Genomic DNA, 15299 nt, shown 5'->3' on the forward strand with positions numbered 1-15299 from the left:
GCCTGTTGCAACCTGTAATTAAAACTCATGACTGATTATGGTGTTGAAACCTTGCTGTTAATTCTATATATAAAATAAATACAATATAATACGTGGATATGCTTTTATACTTTAGGAGGCAAAAAAATGGGTGAAAATCTAAAGGGCAAGGTGGCGGTAGTAACAGGTTCAGGACAGGGCATAGGACGCAGCATTGCAATTGCAATGGCAAAAGAGGGCGCAAAGGTGGTTACAAATAACCGCAAACCCGGCTCCACCGGCTTTGCAATCATGGACGAATCTCTTGTTAAGAACCTCAAGAGTGAAGAAAAAGAGGCGCTTAAAAAGAAATCTGAAGAGGCAAAGGGTGATGCTGAAACCACTGCAAAGGCTATAAGAGATGCAGGAGGCGAGGCCGTAGCCTTTTTTGGTGATGCCAGTAATTTTAAAACAGCAGGGGAGCTTATCCAGACCGCAGTAGACAAGTTTGGTAAAATAGATATCCTTGTTAATGTGGCTGGCACCTTTTCATTCAGCCCGATCTGGGAGATGAGCGAAGAGATGTGGGATCACGTGTGTGGTGTAAAGCCAAAGGCATATTTTAATACTATCCGGCATGCCCTGCCCCATATGATGAAGCAGAGGTCAGGCAGAATCGTCAACTGCACATCAGGGGCATTCAAGGGAGGAGGCATACGCCAGGCCCATTATTCCGCTGCCAATGCCGGTGTTGTTGGCCTTACATTCGCGGTGGCCCAGGAGGTGATAGAGTACGGCATCACCTGTAATGCCTTTGCCCCCAATGCACTTACAAGGGCCTCCTTTGAGATAGATGCATATGAAAAGGCAATGCCAGAGGGCCAGGGCCCATGGGTCTTTAATAATTACAAGCTGCCTCTAAATATGAGCCCGAGTCCTGATGACCTGGCCCCTTTTATCTGTTATCTCTCCACGGATGATGCCTCACAGATCAGCGGATCGGTATTTTTTGTGGGCGGGCCGAGCATACATCTCTATTCCGAGGCTGAGTGGCAGAGTTCGCTTATCAAGTATGGTGGGAGATGGACAGTCGATGAACTTAAACAGCAGGTGCCCATGAACCTTATGGGCATGCATAAAAGCTCTACCATGCAGATGTATGAAATGGCAAAAAAATAGTAATGAAGCGTACCAACTGATTTAAAAAAAGAATCAAAGTCACGTTGCTTAAGCTGTTTTATAAGGATAATTCCAAATAATAAAAAAGCGTCAGGTAAGCCCTGCTGACGCTTTTTTATTTCGATTAATCATTTTAACAGCCTGAGCATAACCCTTCCAGTGCAGGGCATCCCTTTTAGCGCCTGATAGTAAGGCGACAGGCAATATCAATGCCCAAGTGCACACGCATGTTTTATCTGTTCTGAATATATTGCACAGCATTCCTGAATATTTTTATTCCCTCTCCCTCACTGTTTTCTATGCTTTTACCCGCCCTTGATAATGTCTCCTTTTTTCTGGTCCAGTCAGGGTGGTTCATGTATGAATTAAATGCCTCAGGGTGCGGCATAAGGCCGAATATCCTGCCTGTAGGGTCACATATGCCTGCGATATCCCTTGTAGAGCCATTCGGGTTTAATGGCCATGAGCCCTTTGCAGGTTTGCCTGCGTTATCAGCGTACTGCATCACCACCTGGTTATCCTTAAAAAGCCGCTCAATATCCTTTTCAGATGCAAAGAGCTTACCCTCACCATGTCTTACAGGGAGTTCAATGGTATCTATCCCCTTTGTGAATACACAGTTTGAAGCAGGGTTGACCTTGAGGTTCACCCAGCAGTCAATAAAGTTACCCCTGTCATTATTTGTTAAGGCCACACGTCTTTCAGCGTAGTTATTATCAAATCCCGGTAAGAGGCCAAGGTTAACAAGCGACTGAAACCCGTTGCATATGCCTATAACCAGGTTCCCCTTTTCAATGAAGCTGTTTATTCTGTCACCGATATTGTATTTGATCTTTGTTGCGAATATCACGCCTGCGCCGTGGTCATCGGCCCAACTGAAACCGCCACCAAATACAAGGATTTGATATTCATCGAGTATCTTACCTGAGTTATCAATCAGGTCATTTATGTGCATCCTTAAGGGCTCTGCCCCTGCGAGTCTGAGGGCATACTCTGTTTCATTATCACAATTTAGCCCGTACCCGGTTAATATGATTGCCTTAACAGCCATTATAATAATCCTCCAAACCTCTTGTGGAAGCTGGTTTTAAGCTCTTTTATTTCCTCAGCCATGATCTCCATTCCGCCTGACCCTGTAATCCTGAAAATATTTGTATTCGTTACCCTGCCGACAAGTCCGGCTGGCATTCCCCTGAAGAGCCCTTCGAACCGCTCTTTTTTTGCCGGGTCAACAGTAACTATAAATCTCCCTGCTGACTCCGAGTAGAGTATCTTTGCATCTGGCAGGCCTGAGACATCGGGCACATTTTTTAAATCTATATCCATACCAGTTTCACCACCCATCGCAACCATTGCCAGGTGAACTGCAAGCCCGCCCCTTGAAACCGCGTGGGCAGAGGCTATCAACCCTTTTCCTATTGCCTCGCACATCTTTTTGTACAGGGGTATAAGCTCTTCTGTATTTACCTTTGGGACATTAACCCCTGTTTCTCCCATCATCTGGTAATACTCGCTTCCCCCAAGCTCATTCCTGGTCTGACCAAGGATATATACAAGGTCTCCTGGTAACTTACTGTCCATTGTCACGCATTTTGCCGTATCCTTTATCACGCTGGATACAGTAAAAAGCAGGGTGGGAAGCCCTGATACCTTTCTTCTTTCTCCGTATGGCCCTTCAAGGTTTCCATCTATATACATGCTGTCCTTGCCGGAAAGGAGAGGTATCCCATATGCAAGGCAGTAATCCTTCAAGGCCCAGTTTGACCTTACAAGCTGGGCGGCCTTGTATTTGCCATCAGGGTTAGTCTCAGGGTGATACTGGACTGTGGGCCAGCAGAAGTTATCAACGCCGCCAAGATGTTCAAAGTCACCGCCAACTGCAATAACCTTTCTTACTGATTCATCTATTATATACCCTGTCATATGGTAGGTATCAATCTCAGATAAGAAAGGGTTGATGGTCTGTGATACTGCAATACCGGCAGGTGAATCAAGCACCGGTTTCACCACAGCGGCATCGCCCGGTATGTCTCTACCCTTACCAACAAGGGGTTTGATGATGCTCCCGCCCTGTACCTCATGGTCATATTGCCTCTGGATCCAGTTCTTAGAGCAGATATTCGGCCTTGCAAGCATGGCCTTAAGCATTTCGCCATGATTTTTTGGCTCACTTATGACAGGTTCGTATAACCCCCTCATCTCAGGAGGGGTCCACTCCGCATCAAACACCCACTGGGGAAAATCAGACTGCATAAAATCCATGCTTATATAGGCACATGTCTTACCATTATAGTCGAGCCTCAGATAGCCTGAATCATTATATTCGCCTATTACAGTGGATTCCACCGCATGTTTTTTGCTAAGCTCCATGAACCTTTCAAGGTGTTTTGGCTTGACTGCGATGGTCATCCTCTCCTGTGATTCAGAGACCCATATCTCCCACTGGTCAAGCCCTTCATATTTGAGCGGCACCTTATCAAGGTCAACCCGGCAGCCGTTACTTAATGTGGCGGATTCCCCTATGGATGATGAAAGCCCTCCGCCCCCATTATCTGTAATAAATGCGATAAGCCCCTCATCCCTTGCCTCAAGCAGGAAATCGTGCATCTTTTTCTGTGTGTAGGGGTCTCCTATCTGTACATGCCCCGCAGGGGTGTGTTCACTGAAGACCTCGGATGATGCGGTAACACCGTGAATCCCGTCCTTGCCGACCCTTCCGCCAGACATGATAATCAGATCACCCGGTTCTGTCTTTTTAAGGTGTGAGGGCTCATTATCTACTGTTGCGGGCATAATGCCTAATGCAGTTACAAATACCAGGCACTTACCCATATACCCTTTGTCAAAGACCACCTGGCCGAATGGGGTTGGCACGCCGCTCTTGTTTCCGCCATCCTTCACCCCCTCTATCACTCCATCAAGCAGCCTTCTCGGGTGCAGATGTGGTTTAAGCGGGCCATTATAATCCCTGTCACCAACACAGTACCCATATATCCCTAAAATAAGTTTTGAACCCTTGCCTGTGCCAAGAGGGTCACGGTATATGCCCACAATACCTGTAATGGAACCTCCATATGCCTCCATGTTTGATGGACTGTTATGGGTTTCACCTGTAATGGTGTAGTTGTTCTTTTCGTCCAGACGTGCCACACCCGCATTATCCCATAAAACCGATACCACCCACTCCTTTTTATCCGCAAGCTCAAGGGTCGGGGCCTGTATGCAGCTCTTGAAGAGGTTATTCACCTCACTCTTTTCCCCTGTGGCGATATCAGTATAATTGAACATAGCGCGGAATGTATTGTGGTTGCAATGGTCGCTTCTGGACTGTGATATATATTCAATCTCAACATCAGTAGGCTCATCAAGCCCTACCTTCTTGCGCTCAGAGCGGATATCTTCTCTTAGAAAATATTGCCTGATAGTCGGGATATCCCTCTCCTGAAGGGCAAGGTTCCTCTCCCCTGATATCCTTTTTAACTCTTCATCAGAGCCGATGGATATGGTGTTTGACTTTGGCACATGATCAAGCCTGACACTCGGGATGATTATCCCTATGCCCTTCTCTTTGTCCCACTCCTTTTTAGAGTAGATCCTGTATTGCTGGATAATATCGTTTGAGAGTATTTCCGAGGCTATTTTCATTGCCCCTGCTTCATCAATACCGCCCCGTATTTCATAGAGTTTGGATGTGTATACAGCCCCCCCCCTATTAAATGGCCTTTTAAGAAAATCCTCTATCGCCTCCACTGCTGTGCTCCCGGCAGTGTCCCTTACACCGGGCCTGTAACCCACCCATATAAGCCAGTCAAAACCGGTCGCCATGGGTGAGAATGAAGATAGCTCTGTTACCGGGTTGGTGAATATCTCTCTCCTGATCGCCTCAAGATCTTTTTCACTGAGGTCTGCGTCTATAGTCAGTATCTTTATTACGCGTATATCATTAACCCCGAGGCCAAAGTAATCATTTGCCTTCTTTTTTATGTTATTACCCTCTGCATCGGGTAACTCCTTTTTCAGTCGTATTTCAAGTCTAAAGGCCATTTCTGGTTCCCTGTTCCTTTAAATGTTTATATCTATTCAATAATTGCCGATCTGTATAATCAGGTATCAATCAGATATTGAGACTTTAATGAAAATATTCGTCTGAGTCAATAAGGTATAAAACATTATTTGGGTTGAAATCAATATCCATAATGTCTATATTTTGACATTAAAATAAAGAGGGTTATATGACCACAATAATAGAAGATCAGGAAAATGGGCGAAATGAGTATGAAAAACTGCCTAATCAGCAGGAACTTGAAAAGGAACTTGGAGATTATCTTTCCAAAAAATATGGAAACCGCATAAAGATTCTATCCCCTGTAATGCTTCCCAAAGGTGATGTTGACGATATTGAAGAGGGGAGGGATTATCAAAACAAAAAGGGTGTGCCTGAATTTGATATGCTCCCTGAAGAGCTTGAGGCGCACCTTGATACCTTTGTGATAAAACAGAAGGACGCAAAGGCAGTGCTTGCCACAAAGATCTGTACCCACTTTAACAGGGTCAATTACCTTAATAAACTCTCGGGCAAAAAGAAACAGTCAGGCGTAGGGATGATAAAAAACAATGTCCTTATGATCGGGCCGACAGGTGTGGGCAAAACCTATATGATAAAACTCCTTGCCCAGAAACTGGGTGTGCCTATGGTAAAGGGTGATGCAACCAAGTTCAGCGAGACCGGCTATGTGGGAGGCGATGTTGAAGACCTTGTAAGGGACCTTGTTTATGAGGCGGGTGAAAACATTGAACTGGCCGAGAACGGCATAATCTATATAGACGAAATAGATAAGATAGCAAGCGCAAACAATTTTATAGGACACGATGTCTCCCGCACAGGTGTCCAGAGGGCGCTTTTAAAACCCATGGAAGAGACAGAGGTTGACCTCAAGGTGGCCCATGACCCTATCTCCCAGATACAGGCAATAGAGCAGTTCAGGCGCACAGGTAAAAAGGAAAAGCGCGTGGTAAACACGAAAAATATCCTTTTTATCATGAGCGGGGCATTCGGCGCCCTTACTGACATCATCAAGAAAAGGCTTCAGAAGCAGGGCATCGGTTTTGAGGCGGATGTCTCTCCAACAGAGATCCCATGGGAGATCATGAAGGAGGTAACAGCGCAGGATCTTGTGGAGTTTGGTTTTGAGTCCGAGTTTATAGGCAGGCTACCTGTTATAGTGGTATTTGATGAACTTACAAAAGAGGACCTGGCGGACATCCTAAAAAATCCAAATAACCCTGTCATTGTGAGTAAGAGACAGGATTTCAGGGCATATGGTATAGATATAAAGTTTGAGGATGAGGCACTGGACAAGATCGCAGAGCTGGCCGCAAAGCTGAAGACTGGTGCAAGAGGCCTTGTAAGCGCAGTGGAAAAGGTGCTCATACCCTTTGAAAAACATCTGCCATCCACGGAGATCAAACAGCTCCTCGTAACACCTCAACTGGTTGACGACCCCAGGGGCGAACTCGCTAAACTCAAGGAGGGGTATGATGACCCTGAGCGTTTAGCCCGTTTTGAGCAGATGAGGAAAAGGGAGCTTGAAAACCTTGCCGCATTTATTGAGGAGAGGGAAAAGGATTTCAGGCATCTGTCCGGCATGGCCCTGAGCCAGGAGAGAAGGGAGCTGATAGGTGAGATTTATCTAAGGACAACCACCGACATAAACAGCGCCTTTGAGGATTATAAAAGAATGTATAGACAGGTGAGGGATGAAGAGATCCTCCTTGCTGAAAAGCTTGAGATCAGCATGTCATTTGATGAAAGCGCTGTTGATGAGCTGATCAGGCAATCACTTGATTCAAACAAGGAACCCGGACCTCTTGCTTTTTATATGGCAAAAAAGCTTGAGTACGGGCTCAAGCTTGTAAAAGATCGCTCCGGCATAGAACATTTTACCTTGAACCGGGATGCCATTATTGATATGGAAAGGTATATAAACACGCTGCTTAAAAGGTATTACAAACAGCACTTTGATGAAAATGAGAATCTGATACCAATTGACACGGATAAAAATATTAAATGATCGGGATTTCTAAGCTTTACTGCGGAACAGTGGAACCTTCGGATGCGCTGCGATATGGGAGGCATTCATCAAAACTGCCCTCCCACCTGCTTCAGTTTTCAAAGGATAAAAAGCCTGTAGTTGTCTGGAACATAACCAGGGCATGCAACCTTAACTGTATGCACTGCTATGCCCATGCCACTTTAAAATCAATCGAGAAGGAGCTTTCAACCGACCAGGCAAAGGTTGTCCTTGATGATCTTGCTACCTTTGGCGCCCCTGTTGTGCTCTTTTCAGGTGGCGAACCCCTTGTACGGCCTGACCTTACAGAGCTTGCAAGCTATGCGGTGGGTAAGGGCATGAGGGCGGTTATCAGCACGAACGGCACCCTTATAACAAAGGAAAAGGCCGGTGAACTTAAAAAGATCGGGCTTTCTTACGTGGGGGTAAGCCTGGATGGGATGGAAGAGGTGAATGACCGCTTCAGAAAAAAGGAGGGGGCATTCAGGGCGGCTATAAAGGGCATAGAAAACTCCCTAGAGGCAGGGCTTAAGGTGGGGTTAAGATTTACCATAAGCAAGTTGAACATGGATCAGGTTGGCTATATCTTTGACCTCCTTGAAAATATGGAGATCCCAAGGGTCTGCTTTTATCACCTTGTGTATGCAGGCAGGGGCTCTGAGCTGATAAGCCAGGATTTATCTCATGCTGAATCCAGAGAGGTGGTTGACCTGATTATCGACAGGACAAGGGATCTCCATGACAGGGGAAAGCCAAAGGAGATACTGACAGTAGATAACCATGCGGATGGCCCATATGTCTACCTCCGCATGCTTAAAGAGAAAAACCCCAGGAGCAGCGAGGTGCTTGAGCTCCTTAAGATGAACGAGGGGAACAGCTCAGGAAGGGGTATAGGCTGCATCAGTTGGGACGGGGCCGTTCATGCAGACCAGTTCTGGCGTCATCACAGCTTTGGCAATGTCCTTGAAAGACCATTCAGCGAGATATGGACAGACATGACTGATCCCCTTATGTCAAAACTCAAGGATAAAAAGAAATATGTTACAGGAAGATGCTCAAGGTGCAAATGGCTTGATATATGTGCAGGCAACTTCAGGGTAAGGGCAGAGGCGGCAACAGGAGATTTATGGGCACCTGACCCGGCATGTTATCTGACAGATGAGGAGATAGGAATTTAAAAAAACGGTGTACGGTTTTTGGTTTACGGTGTAAGGAAAAGCTGCCTCAAAAATCCTGAACAATACATGCTTTGCTTTTGATACATTTTGCTGTTGGAAAGGAAAATCTTATGATCATTCGACCAAGGCGCCTCAGGAGAACACCTGAGATCCGTAACATGGTTAGAGAGACCTCTTTATCGGTTAATGATCTTGTTCAGCCTCTTTTTGTAAAAAATGGAAAGGGTATTAAAGATCCTATACCATCCATGCCTGGGCAATACCATTTCTCAGTAGATACACTGGTTAATGAGGTAAAGGAGTTAAGGGATCTTGGGATTAAGGCCATTATACTGTTCGGGCTTCCTGAAAAAAAGGATTCCATTGGCAGCAGCGCATTTGATGATGATGAGGCGGTGCAGAGGTCTGTCAGGGCGATAAAGGCAAAATTTCCTGACATGGTTGTTATAACAGATGTCTGCCTGTGTGAATATACGGATCACGGCCATTGTGGGTTAATAGAAAACGGCTGTGTCCATAATGACTCCACCCTTGAGATACTTGCAAAAACCGCACTAAGCCATGTAAAGGCGGGCGCTGATTTTGTCGCCCCTTCTGATATGATGGATGGCAGGGTAGCGGCTATCCGTGATATCCTTGATAAAAACGGCTTTTGTGACAGGGGTATCATCTCATATGCGGTAAAATATGCATCCGCCTTTTACGGCCCATTCAGGGAGGCAGCGGAATCTGCTCCTGAATTTGGTGACAGAACAGGCTACCAGATGGACCCTGGTAACAGTGATGAGGCCATAAGAGAGGCCATGCTTGATATTGAGGAGGGGGCAGACATGATAATGGTAAAACCTGCCCTTCCATATCTGGATATTATCCGCCGAGTAAAGGAGATATGCCTTTTGCCGGTCTGCGCCTATCATGTGAGCGGCGAGTATTCCATGATAAAGGCGGCAGAGGAGAGGGGATGGGTGGATGGTAAAAGGATGATGATGGAAAGCCTCACATGCATTAAAAGGGCCGGGGCAAAGATTATATTTACCTATTTTGCCAAAGAAGCGGCAAATTATTTGAACCTTTAACCTTGAGCCTTGCGCCTTGAACCTGGTTTTTATATATGCATAAACCACACCCAACAGATCAAAAATTAAACCCGCCCCGGCTTGTCGCATGGGAGATCACCAGAAGCTGTAACCTGAATTGTGTCCATTGCAGGGCGTCAGCAGAAAAAGGCCCATATGAAGGCGAGCTTGACACCGGTAAATGCAAAGAGGTGCTTGATGAGATCAAACGCACAGGCAGCCCCATCATCATACTCACAGGCGGTGAACCCCTTATGAGGCGGGACGTCTTTGAGCTGGCCAGGTACGGTACAGGCTTAGGCTTAAGGATGGTGATGGCGACTAACGGCACACTCCTTAGCCCTGCGATTGTAAAAGAGATAAAGGAGTCAGGTATCAAACGTTTAAGCATATCCCTTGATGGTGAAACCGCTGAAACACATGATACCTTCAGAAAGGTAAAGGGGGCATTTGATGCATCCCTTAATGGAATTTTCATGTTAAGAGAGGCTGGTATTGAGTTTCAGATAAATACAACTGTAACACGCCACAATGCCGATAATATCGATAACATACTTGAGATGGCCGTTGAACTGGGCGCTGTTGCGCATCATATATTTCTTCTGGTGCCCACAGGCAGGGCAAAGGATATGGAAGAGCAGGAGATAGACGCCATCAAGTATGAAAAACTCCTTCACTGGTTTTACGACATGAGAAACAAGACCCCGCTCCACCTCAAGGCCACATGCGCCCCCCATTACTATCGTATACTCAGGCAGGAGGCACATGCCAAAGGGGAGAAGATAGCATTTGAGACATACGGCCTTGATGCGGTGACAAGGGGATGCCTTGGCGGCACCTCCTTCTGCTTTATCTCATATGATGGGATTATCCAGCCATGCGGCTACCTTGAGTTAAACTGCGGGGATCTAAAAGAGGCATCCTTTGATTCTATCTGGAAAAATTCAAGGATATTTAATGAACTGAGGGACTTTAACCTATATAAAGGCAAGTGCGGCAGGTGTGAATACAAAAAATTCTGCGGAGGATGCAGGGCAAGGGCATATGAGGCAACAGGTGACTATCTTGCTGAGGAGCCTTTATGCGCCTATCAACCGAAGATATAGCATGAACACAACAGACAAAAATCTCCTTAATGAAATACAATCCGGTTTTCCTGTAACCTCAAGACCCTTTCTTGAAATCGGTAACAGGCTTGGGCTCTCTGAGGATGAGGTGATTGCACGCATCAGGCGGCTTAAGCAGGATGGCATTATCCGCAGGATCGGCGGTAATTTTAATTCAAAAAAGCTAGGGTTTACAAGCACCCTCTGTGCTGCAAGGGTGCCTGAAGAAAAGATAGAAAGTTTCGTGGAGGTCGTTAACAGCTACAGGGGCGTAACCCATAACTACCTGAGAAAAAACCCATACAATATATGGTTCACCTTTATAGCCCCTGATATGGCCTCAATAGAAAATTCCCTGAGGGAGATAGCCTTGAGAACCGGGGTGAATGATATCCTCAATTTACCGGCAGAAAAGATGTTCAAGATAAAGGTGGATTTTGAGGTCTAATAACCTTCCTCCTCCTGTGCTGCCTTTTTTGCAGCGTATGCCTCAAGCTCCTCTTCCGTCAGCTTCCCCATCTTTACAAGTAGTTCTCCTATCCCGTCATCCCAGAGTTCAGGTACCTCCAATGCCTTTTCAATTGGTTTTCCCTTTGTGCTGAAAAATGTATATTTCAGTGTAAGTTCAGATTTTTTAAGCATTTTAATAGATTTATCAATGACAATATAATGATATCCCAGAAATAGATAACCGATCAGGCAAATTATACCAAGGGTTAGTAATTTTTTCAAAAAGGCCATGCATACCTCCGGTGTATTTTAATTAAAAAAATCGAATTAATATTAACAGGTCTGTCATGTATTAATCGTTTAATGCCTTGAAGAACTTTAACTCTAAAAAGAGAATTTGCCATTTTGTTGTAGATATACTCGCCCGGGCCTCTCTGCCTGATTTATCATTTTGAAACAGATTCCTTTTTGGATTTTATTGTTGCTTTCTTATCCAGCCTGTCATCCACCTTCAGATCTATCATTATCCGCTTTGCCCCCTCTTTTGCATGTGCGGCATGCACCTGTTTGATGAGATCAAACAGCTCATCAAGGCCAGGTGTTTCAACTGTGGTTGACATGCCGCCCACCTCATATGTGTAACCGGATTTTTCTATAATCGCGACCCCTTTTTTAACAAAGCGGCTCACGCTTGCCCCTTCACCTATCGGGTAGACTGATATTTGTGCAATCATAATCTCGTCCTGATATGATTTTTATAAATATGGGCGATGCGGGATTCGAACCCACGGCCTTTGGCTCCGGAGGCCAACGCTCTATCCATCTGAGCTAATCGCCCGAAAGACTATTTGTTAACATTTTTAAAAAAAAGGGTCAATACAGGTTCTTTAATAAAGAACTGTTTATACGACGGCGAGTAAAATCCAAAGATCAGAGGCTCTGTCTATGCTCCGGCCTTATGTGTTTAAGGCTGTTTTTATACTCTCTTATTACCTGTTCCTTACAGCTTTTACAGATAGTGTGAGTAACCCCTGCTTTTCTGCTGCCGGGGTTACCGAGAGATTTTGTACGAAGCACTTTGTTACACCATGAACAAATTACATCAACGTACATTTTTTACCCCTGTAGATAATATTTTAACAAAATTAGATAAGAATGAATAATTATGCATATTTTTACTATAATGATATGTCTTTTACTATAACATATAACTGAATGTCAAGAGAAAACACCACATATTGTAGATAGATCATCATATGTATGCAAAATATTGCTGTCAGGTACTAAACAACACCTGTAAAAAGCACCAGTTTAAGCCCACCGTGGTCTATAATTGTTTTATCGCCCCTGAGTTTTGTACGATCAAATCCCCTTTTTTCAGGCGAAAACAGGGCAAATCGCCACCCTTTATAATGTTGTTCAAGTTGTTTCAGGATGAGGGAAGAGACCTCTATGCCACCCTTTCTGGTTCCAAGCCGGATGCCATATGGTGGATTGATTATTATCAGCCCGGCCTGGTTTATTTTTGTATAACTATAGATATCTGAAGGGGTAAGTTCAAAGAAGTCCCTATTTATAACCCGGATAGAGCTGTCAAGCCCATATTCGGTAATGGTTTCAGATAGTGCCTCACACATTTCCAGCTCTTTATCATTTGCGAGAATGCATGGTAAATCATTATTAGTCGGCCTTATTTCCTTTTCTACCTGCCTCTTAATATATGCCCACTGGGCAGGCCTGAAACCTGGCCATGACATAAAAGAAAAATCCCTGTACCATCCTGGGGCTATGCGCCTATTTATCATGGCAGCCTCAATGGAAAATGTTCCTGTGCCGCACATCGGGTCAAACACGATCCCATCACCATTGTAGCCTGCCCTTATAAGTGCTGCTGCTGCAATGGTCTCACGCATAGGCGCCCTGCCTGTATGTTGTTTGACACCGCGTTTATAAAGGTTGTCACCGCTACTATCCAGGGAGATGGTCATATGATCATTCACAGAGCGTATGTAGATATCCTGAGTTGCAGGGCCGCTATCCCCGTCTGTAATAAATGGCACAGCCTTTTTCCGGCTGTTGATACTCTCTGTTACCCTTTCTGCGATTGCATCGCTGTGAAAGATCCTGGAATGCCTTGCTGTTACAGTTACAGATGGTTTGCTTTCGGCCTTTAAATAGAGCTCCCAGGGGATCTCCATGAGATATTTTTCAAGTCTTCTGAAATTCGGGGCATTAAATCCGGCCATGCGGAAAAGCACACGGTTGGCTGTCCTGAGGTGAAGGTTGGCAAGATAGCAGTCAATAAGCCTGCCCCTGAACTCCACGCCACCATCTAGAACCTTTATCCCATCACTATCAATGGGAAGCCGCATCAGCTCATCTTTACAGAGCTGCTCAAAGCCGGGTGGGGTAGATACAAAAAACAGGTGACTTGGCCCTGTAATATGCCTCTTTATACGTTTTAAAAGGGGGGATTCCGTGTTCAAGATTCCTGCAAATCTCTCAATGTGTAAAGGATTATGATAATAACCTGACCAGTATCCATTAATTAGACACTGTCCACCCAGAAAGAAGAGGATTCTGGATGGAAAATGTATATTTGATCATTGCTCCTGCTTGATAAGTTCGAGCTTCAGGGTTACATTGTCCTTTATCCAGTGAGGGTCCCACCACTCAATCGGGTTCACAAAGACACCGTGAACAATCACGCTGAAATGGAGGTGGTCACCTCCTGCGAGCCCAGTCTGGCCTGAAACACCTAAGATGTCTCCCCTCTTTACACTGTCGCCCACCTTTACATCAATGCTGTCCAGATGCCCGTATAATGATGCAATGCCCTGCCCGTGATCCAGTATAACAGTAAGCCCGTAAATGCCATTTCTTTCTGCAAAAACAACTGTCCCGCTGTTAGCTGCCTCGATAGGGGAATTGGCCAATGATGCCAGGTCTATCCCCATATGGAACTGCTCATCTATTATTTCACCATTATATAAATAGCTTCTGTGATCTGCAAATTTTGCCGTTTCAGCCGCATTTTTCATCCTGAGCCAGACATCATCCCACAGCTTCAGGGCGCTCGTATTTTTTACCGCCTCATATATGGTATTATTGTCCTTTACTCTTAATTCTCTATTTATCTTCAAATAATTATCCTTGTCACTCAATGCAGGGTCAAGGCCGTAGTAATCAAAATATGGCAGGACTTTCTTGAAGAAACTATCACTAATGTTCAGTTTATCGCTTCTGAATTTTTTAGAAATGATTTTATAATAGAAGGTGGCCCGTGCAGTATTGCCTGCCCTGTCTTTTGCCCATAGATAGATTTCAGGGTCAGTTCCAATGTCAAAGGGAAGGGCAAAATAAGCAAGGGATATGCCGTCCTTTGCCTCTGCCTCGGCAGGAAAGCCCTTAAAGAAGAGCTTATTGACATAAACACCGCTCTCAATGGTATCGGAAGAGGTCTTGTATATTACCAGGCCTGTACCGCCGATATTTACATTGTGCATCCTGCTGACCGCCCTGACTGCGGGTGGGATTGAATCTATTATCATGGAATGTTTAATGACATTCATGTTGCCATCACCGCCATTCCTTCTGCTGTAATCCCACACCTGTATGATAAGATCGAGCCTGCCCTGGGCAAGCCTGAGCTGACCCGGATCAATTTCAAATGTCTTGCCAAACTGTCTGGTACCGTATTTATTCATCAGCCCTTCAAAAGGGAACCTCATCTCAAGAAGAACAACTTCGCTGCTGCCCTGGCTGTAGGAGATCTTTAGTGCCCTGATACCTCTTTTGGTGTCCTCTATATCCACCTGAAAGGCCTGTTTCTGGGAAAGGTATTGTGGAAGGGGGCTCACTTTAACAAAGGGTTGTTCCCCTTCAAATATTACTGTAAAGAGCCATGAAAAGAGAATGATAATCAATATAAGGGGTATTAATGTCAGGTAATATACTATTTTTTTATTTCTGGTCATATTGCCTTTTTATTATGAATTATGTTTATTGTTCAATCAACTTGACTGGAAACCAGTAAGTTCCTGCTGATATTTTATGTAACAATGAATAGAAAAATAATTGGTAATGTGCCTCATAACTGTTTTTATCCATCAATAGGGGGCATTAATCGCAGATTTTCTTAATAATGTCAATTCAGTTCCATTTTAACCTCAGATAGTTGATATCTGTCAGCCTCAAAATATTATTATATCAATATTTTTAATTGACAAGGCTCTATTATCTGGTAGGAAATAGCACAAAAATTCAGGACAATCGGAGGCT

The 15299-nt window shown here is 44.8% G+C and carries 12 protein-coding genes and 1 tRNA gene; 6 read left to right on the forward strand and 7 right to left on the reverse strand.

Annotated features, from left to right (window positions below; genetic code table 11):
- Positions 1–126 precede the first annotated feature (126 nt).
- Positions 127–1137 carry an SDR family oxidoreductase gene (locus GX654_03735; GenBank protein NLD35959.1) on the forward strand — a complete coding sequence of 337 codons (1011 nt, stop codon included), beginning with the start codon at positions 127–129 and terminating at the stop codon, positions 1135–1137.
- A gap of 232 nt (positions 1138–1369) precedes the next feature.
- On the opposite strand, the gene purQ is transcribed toward GX654_03735, so the two are convergent.
- Both purQ and GX654_03745 read right to left on the reverse strand, forming a co-directional pair.
- Positions 1370–2191: a phosphoribosylformylglycinamidine synthase I gene (gene purQ / locus GX654_03740; protein NLD35960.1), complete on the reverse strand. Its 822-nt coding sequence runs from the start codon at positions 2189–2191 to the stop codon at positions 1370–1372.
- Positions 2188–5181 carry a phosphoribosylformylglycinamidine synthase gene (locus GX654_03745; GenBank protein NLD35961.1) on the reverse strand — a complete coding sequence of 998 codons (2994 nt, stop codon included), beginning with the start codon at positions 5179–5181 and terminating at the stop codon, positions 2188–2190. Before GX654_03745 ends, purQ begins: the two co-directional genes overlap by 4 nt.
- A 188-nt stretch (positions 5182–5369) precedes the next feature.
- Between GX654_03745 and GX654_03750 the strand changes: the two genes are divergently transcribed.
- The 5 genes from GX654_03750 (at position 5370) to GX654_03770 (ending at position 11016) form a co-directional block, all read left to right on the forward strand.
- Positions 5370–7208, forward strand: a complete 1839-nt coding sequence (locus GX654_03750) for an AAA domain-containing protein (protein NLD35962.1) — start codon at positions 5370–5372, stop codon at positions 7206–7208.
- The gene (gene ahbC / locus GX654_03755) at positions 7205–8386 is read left to right on the forward strand and encodes a 12,18-didecarboxysiroheme deacetylase (protein NLD35963.1); all 1182 of its coding nucleotides are present in this window, start codon (positions 7205–7207) and stop codon (positions 8384–8386) included. Before GX654_03750 ends, ahbC begins: the two co-directional genes overlap by 4 nt.
- Positions 8387–8496: 110 nt before the next feature.
- Complete coding sequence (gene hemB, locus GX654_03760) at positions 8497–9462, forward strand: porphobilinogen synthase (GenBank protein ID NLD35964.1); 966 nt, start codon at positions 8497–8499, stop codon at positions 9460–9462.
- A gap of 35 nt (positions 9463–9497) precedes the next feature.
- Positions 9498–10568 carry a heme b synthase gene (gene ahbD, locus GX654_03765; protein NLD35965.1) on the forward strand — a complete coding sequence of 357 codons (1071 nt, stop codon included), beginning with the start codon at positions 9498–9500 and terminating at the stop codon, positions 10566–10568.
- Between the two features lies 1 nt (position 10569).
- Positions 10570–11016, forward strand: coding sequence for an Lrp/AsnC family transcriptional regulator (locus tag GX654_03770; GenBank protein ID NLD35966.1), 447 nt, complete (start codon positions 10570–10572; stop codon positions 11014–11016).
- On the opposite strand, the gene GX654_03775 is transcribed toward GX654_03770, so the two are convergent.
- The 5 genes from GX654_03775 to GX654_03795 all read right to left on the reverse strand — a co-directional run bounded on the left by GX654_03775 (position 11013) and on the right by GX654_03795 (position 14995).
- Positions 11013–11309 (reverse strand): hypothetical protein, encoded by a 297-nt coding sequence (locus tag GX654_03775; protein ID NLD35967.1) that lies wholly within the window; start codon positions 11307–11309, stop codon positions 11013–11015. The genes GX654_03770 and GX654_03775 overlap by 4 nt on opposite strands.
- 155 nt (positions 11310–11464) lie before the next feature.
- Positions 11465–11755 carry an MTH1187 family thiamine-binding protein gene (locus GX654_03780; GenBank protein ID NLD35968.1) on the reverse strand — a complete coding sequence of 97 codons (291 nt, stop codon included), beginning with the start codon at positions 11753–11755 and terminating at the stop codon, positions 11465–11467.
- Between the two features lie 27 nt (positions 11756–11782).
- Positions 11783–11856, reverse strand: a tRNA-Arg gene (locus tag GX654_03785).
- A 445-nt stretch (positions 11857–12301) separates the two neighbouring features.
- Positions 12302–13504 carry a hypothetical protein gene (locus GX654_03790; GenBank protein NLD35969.1) on the reverse strand — a complete coding sequence of 401 codons (1203 nt, stop codon included), beginning with the start codon at positions 13502–13504 and terminating at the stop codon, positions 12302–12304.
- A gap of 117 nt (positions 13505–13621) precedes the next feature.
- Positions 13622–14995 carry a M23 family metallopeptidase gene (locus GX654_03795; GenBank protein ID NLD35970.1) on the reverse strand — a complete coding sequence of 458 codons (1374 nt, stop codon included), beginning with the start codon at positions 14993–14995 and terminating at the stop codon, positions 13622–13624.
- Positions 14996–15299 lie beyond the last annotated feature (304 nt).

Source organism: Desulfatiglans sp. (genome assembly GCA_012513605.1).
Classification (GTDB): domain Bacteria; phylum Desulfobacterota; class DSM-4660; order Desulfatiglandales; family HGW-15; genus JAAZBV01.

Bases quoted from the DNA above. Each gene is read 5' to 3' on its own strand.
- GX654_03750 (NLD35962.1), top strand. From the start codon at position 5,370: ATGACCACAATAATAGAAGATCAGGAAAATGGGCGAAATGAGTATGAA.
- GX654_03795 (NLD35970.1), bottom strand. From the start codon at position 14,995: ATGACCAGAAATAAAAAAATAGTATATTACCTGACATTAATACCCCTT.
- ahbC (NLD35963.1), top strand. From the start codon at position 7,205: ATGATCGGGATTTCTAAGCTTTACTGCGGAACAGTGGAACCTTCGGAT.
- GX654_03735 (NLD35959.1), top strand. From the start codon at position 127: ATGGGTGAAAATCTAAAGGGCAAGGTGGCGGTAGTAACAGGTTCAGGA.
- ahbD (NLD35965.1), top strand. From the start codon at position 9,498: ATGCATAAACCACACCCAACAGATCAAAAATTAAACCCGCCCCGGCTT.
- GX654_03775 (NLD35967.1), bottom strand. From the start codon at position 11,309: ATGGCCTTTTTGAAAAAATTACTAACCCTTGGTATAATTTGCCTGATC.
- GX654_03770 (NLD35966.1), top strand. From the start codon at position 10,570: ATGAACACAACAGACAAAAATCTCCTTAATGAAATACAATCCGGTTTT.
- GX654_03745 (NLD35961.1), bottom strand. From the start codon at position 5,181: ATGGCCTTTAGACTTGAAATACGACTGAAAAAGGAGTTACCCGATGCA.
- hemB (NLD35964.1), top strand. From the start codon at position 8,497: ATGATCATTCGACCAAGGCGCCTCAGGAGAACACCTGAGATCCGTAAC.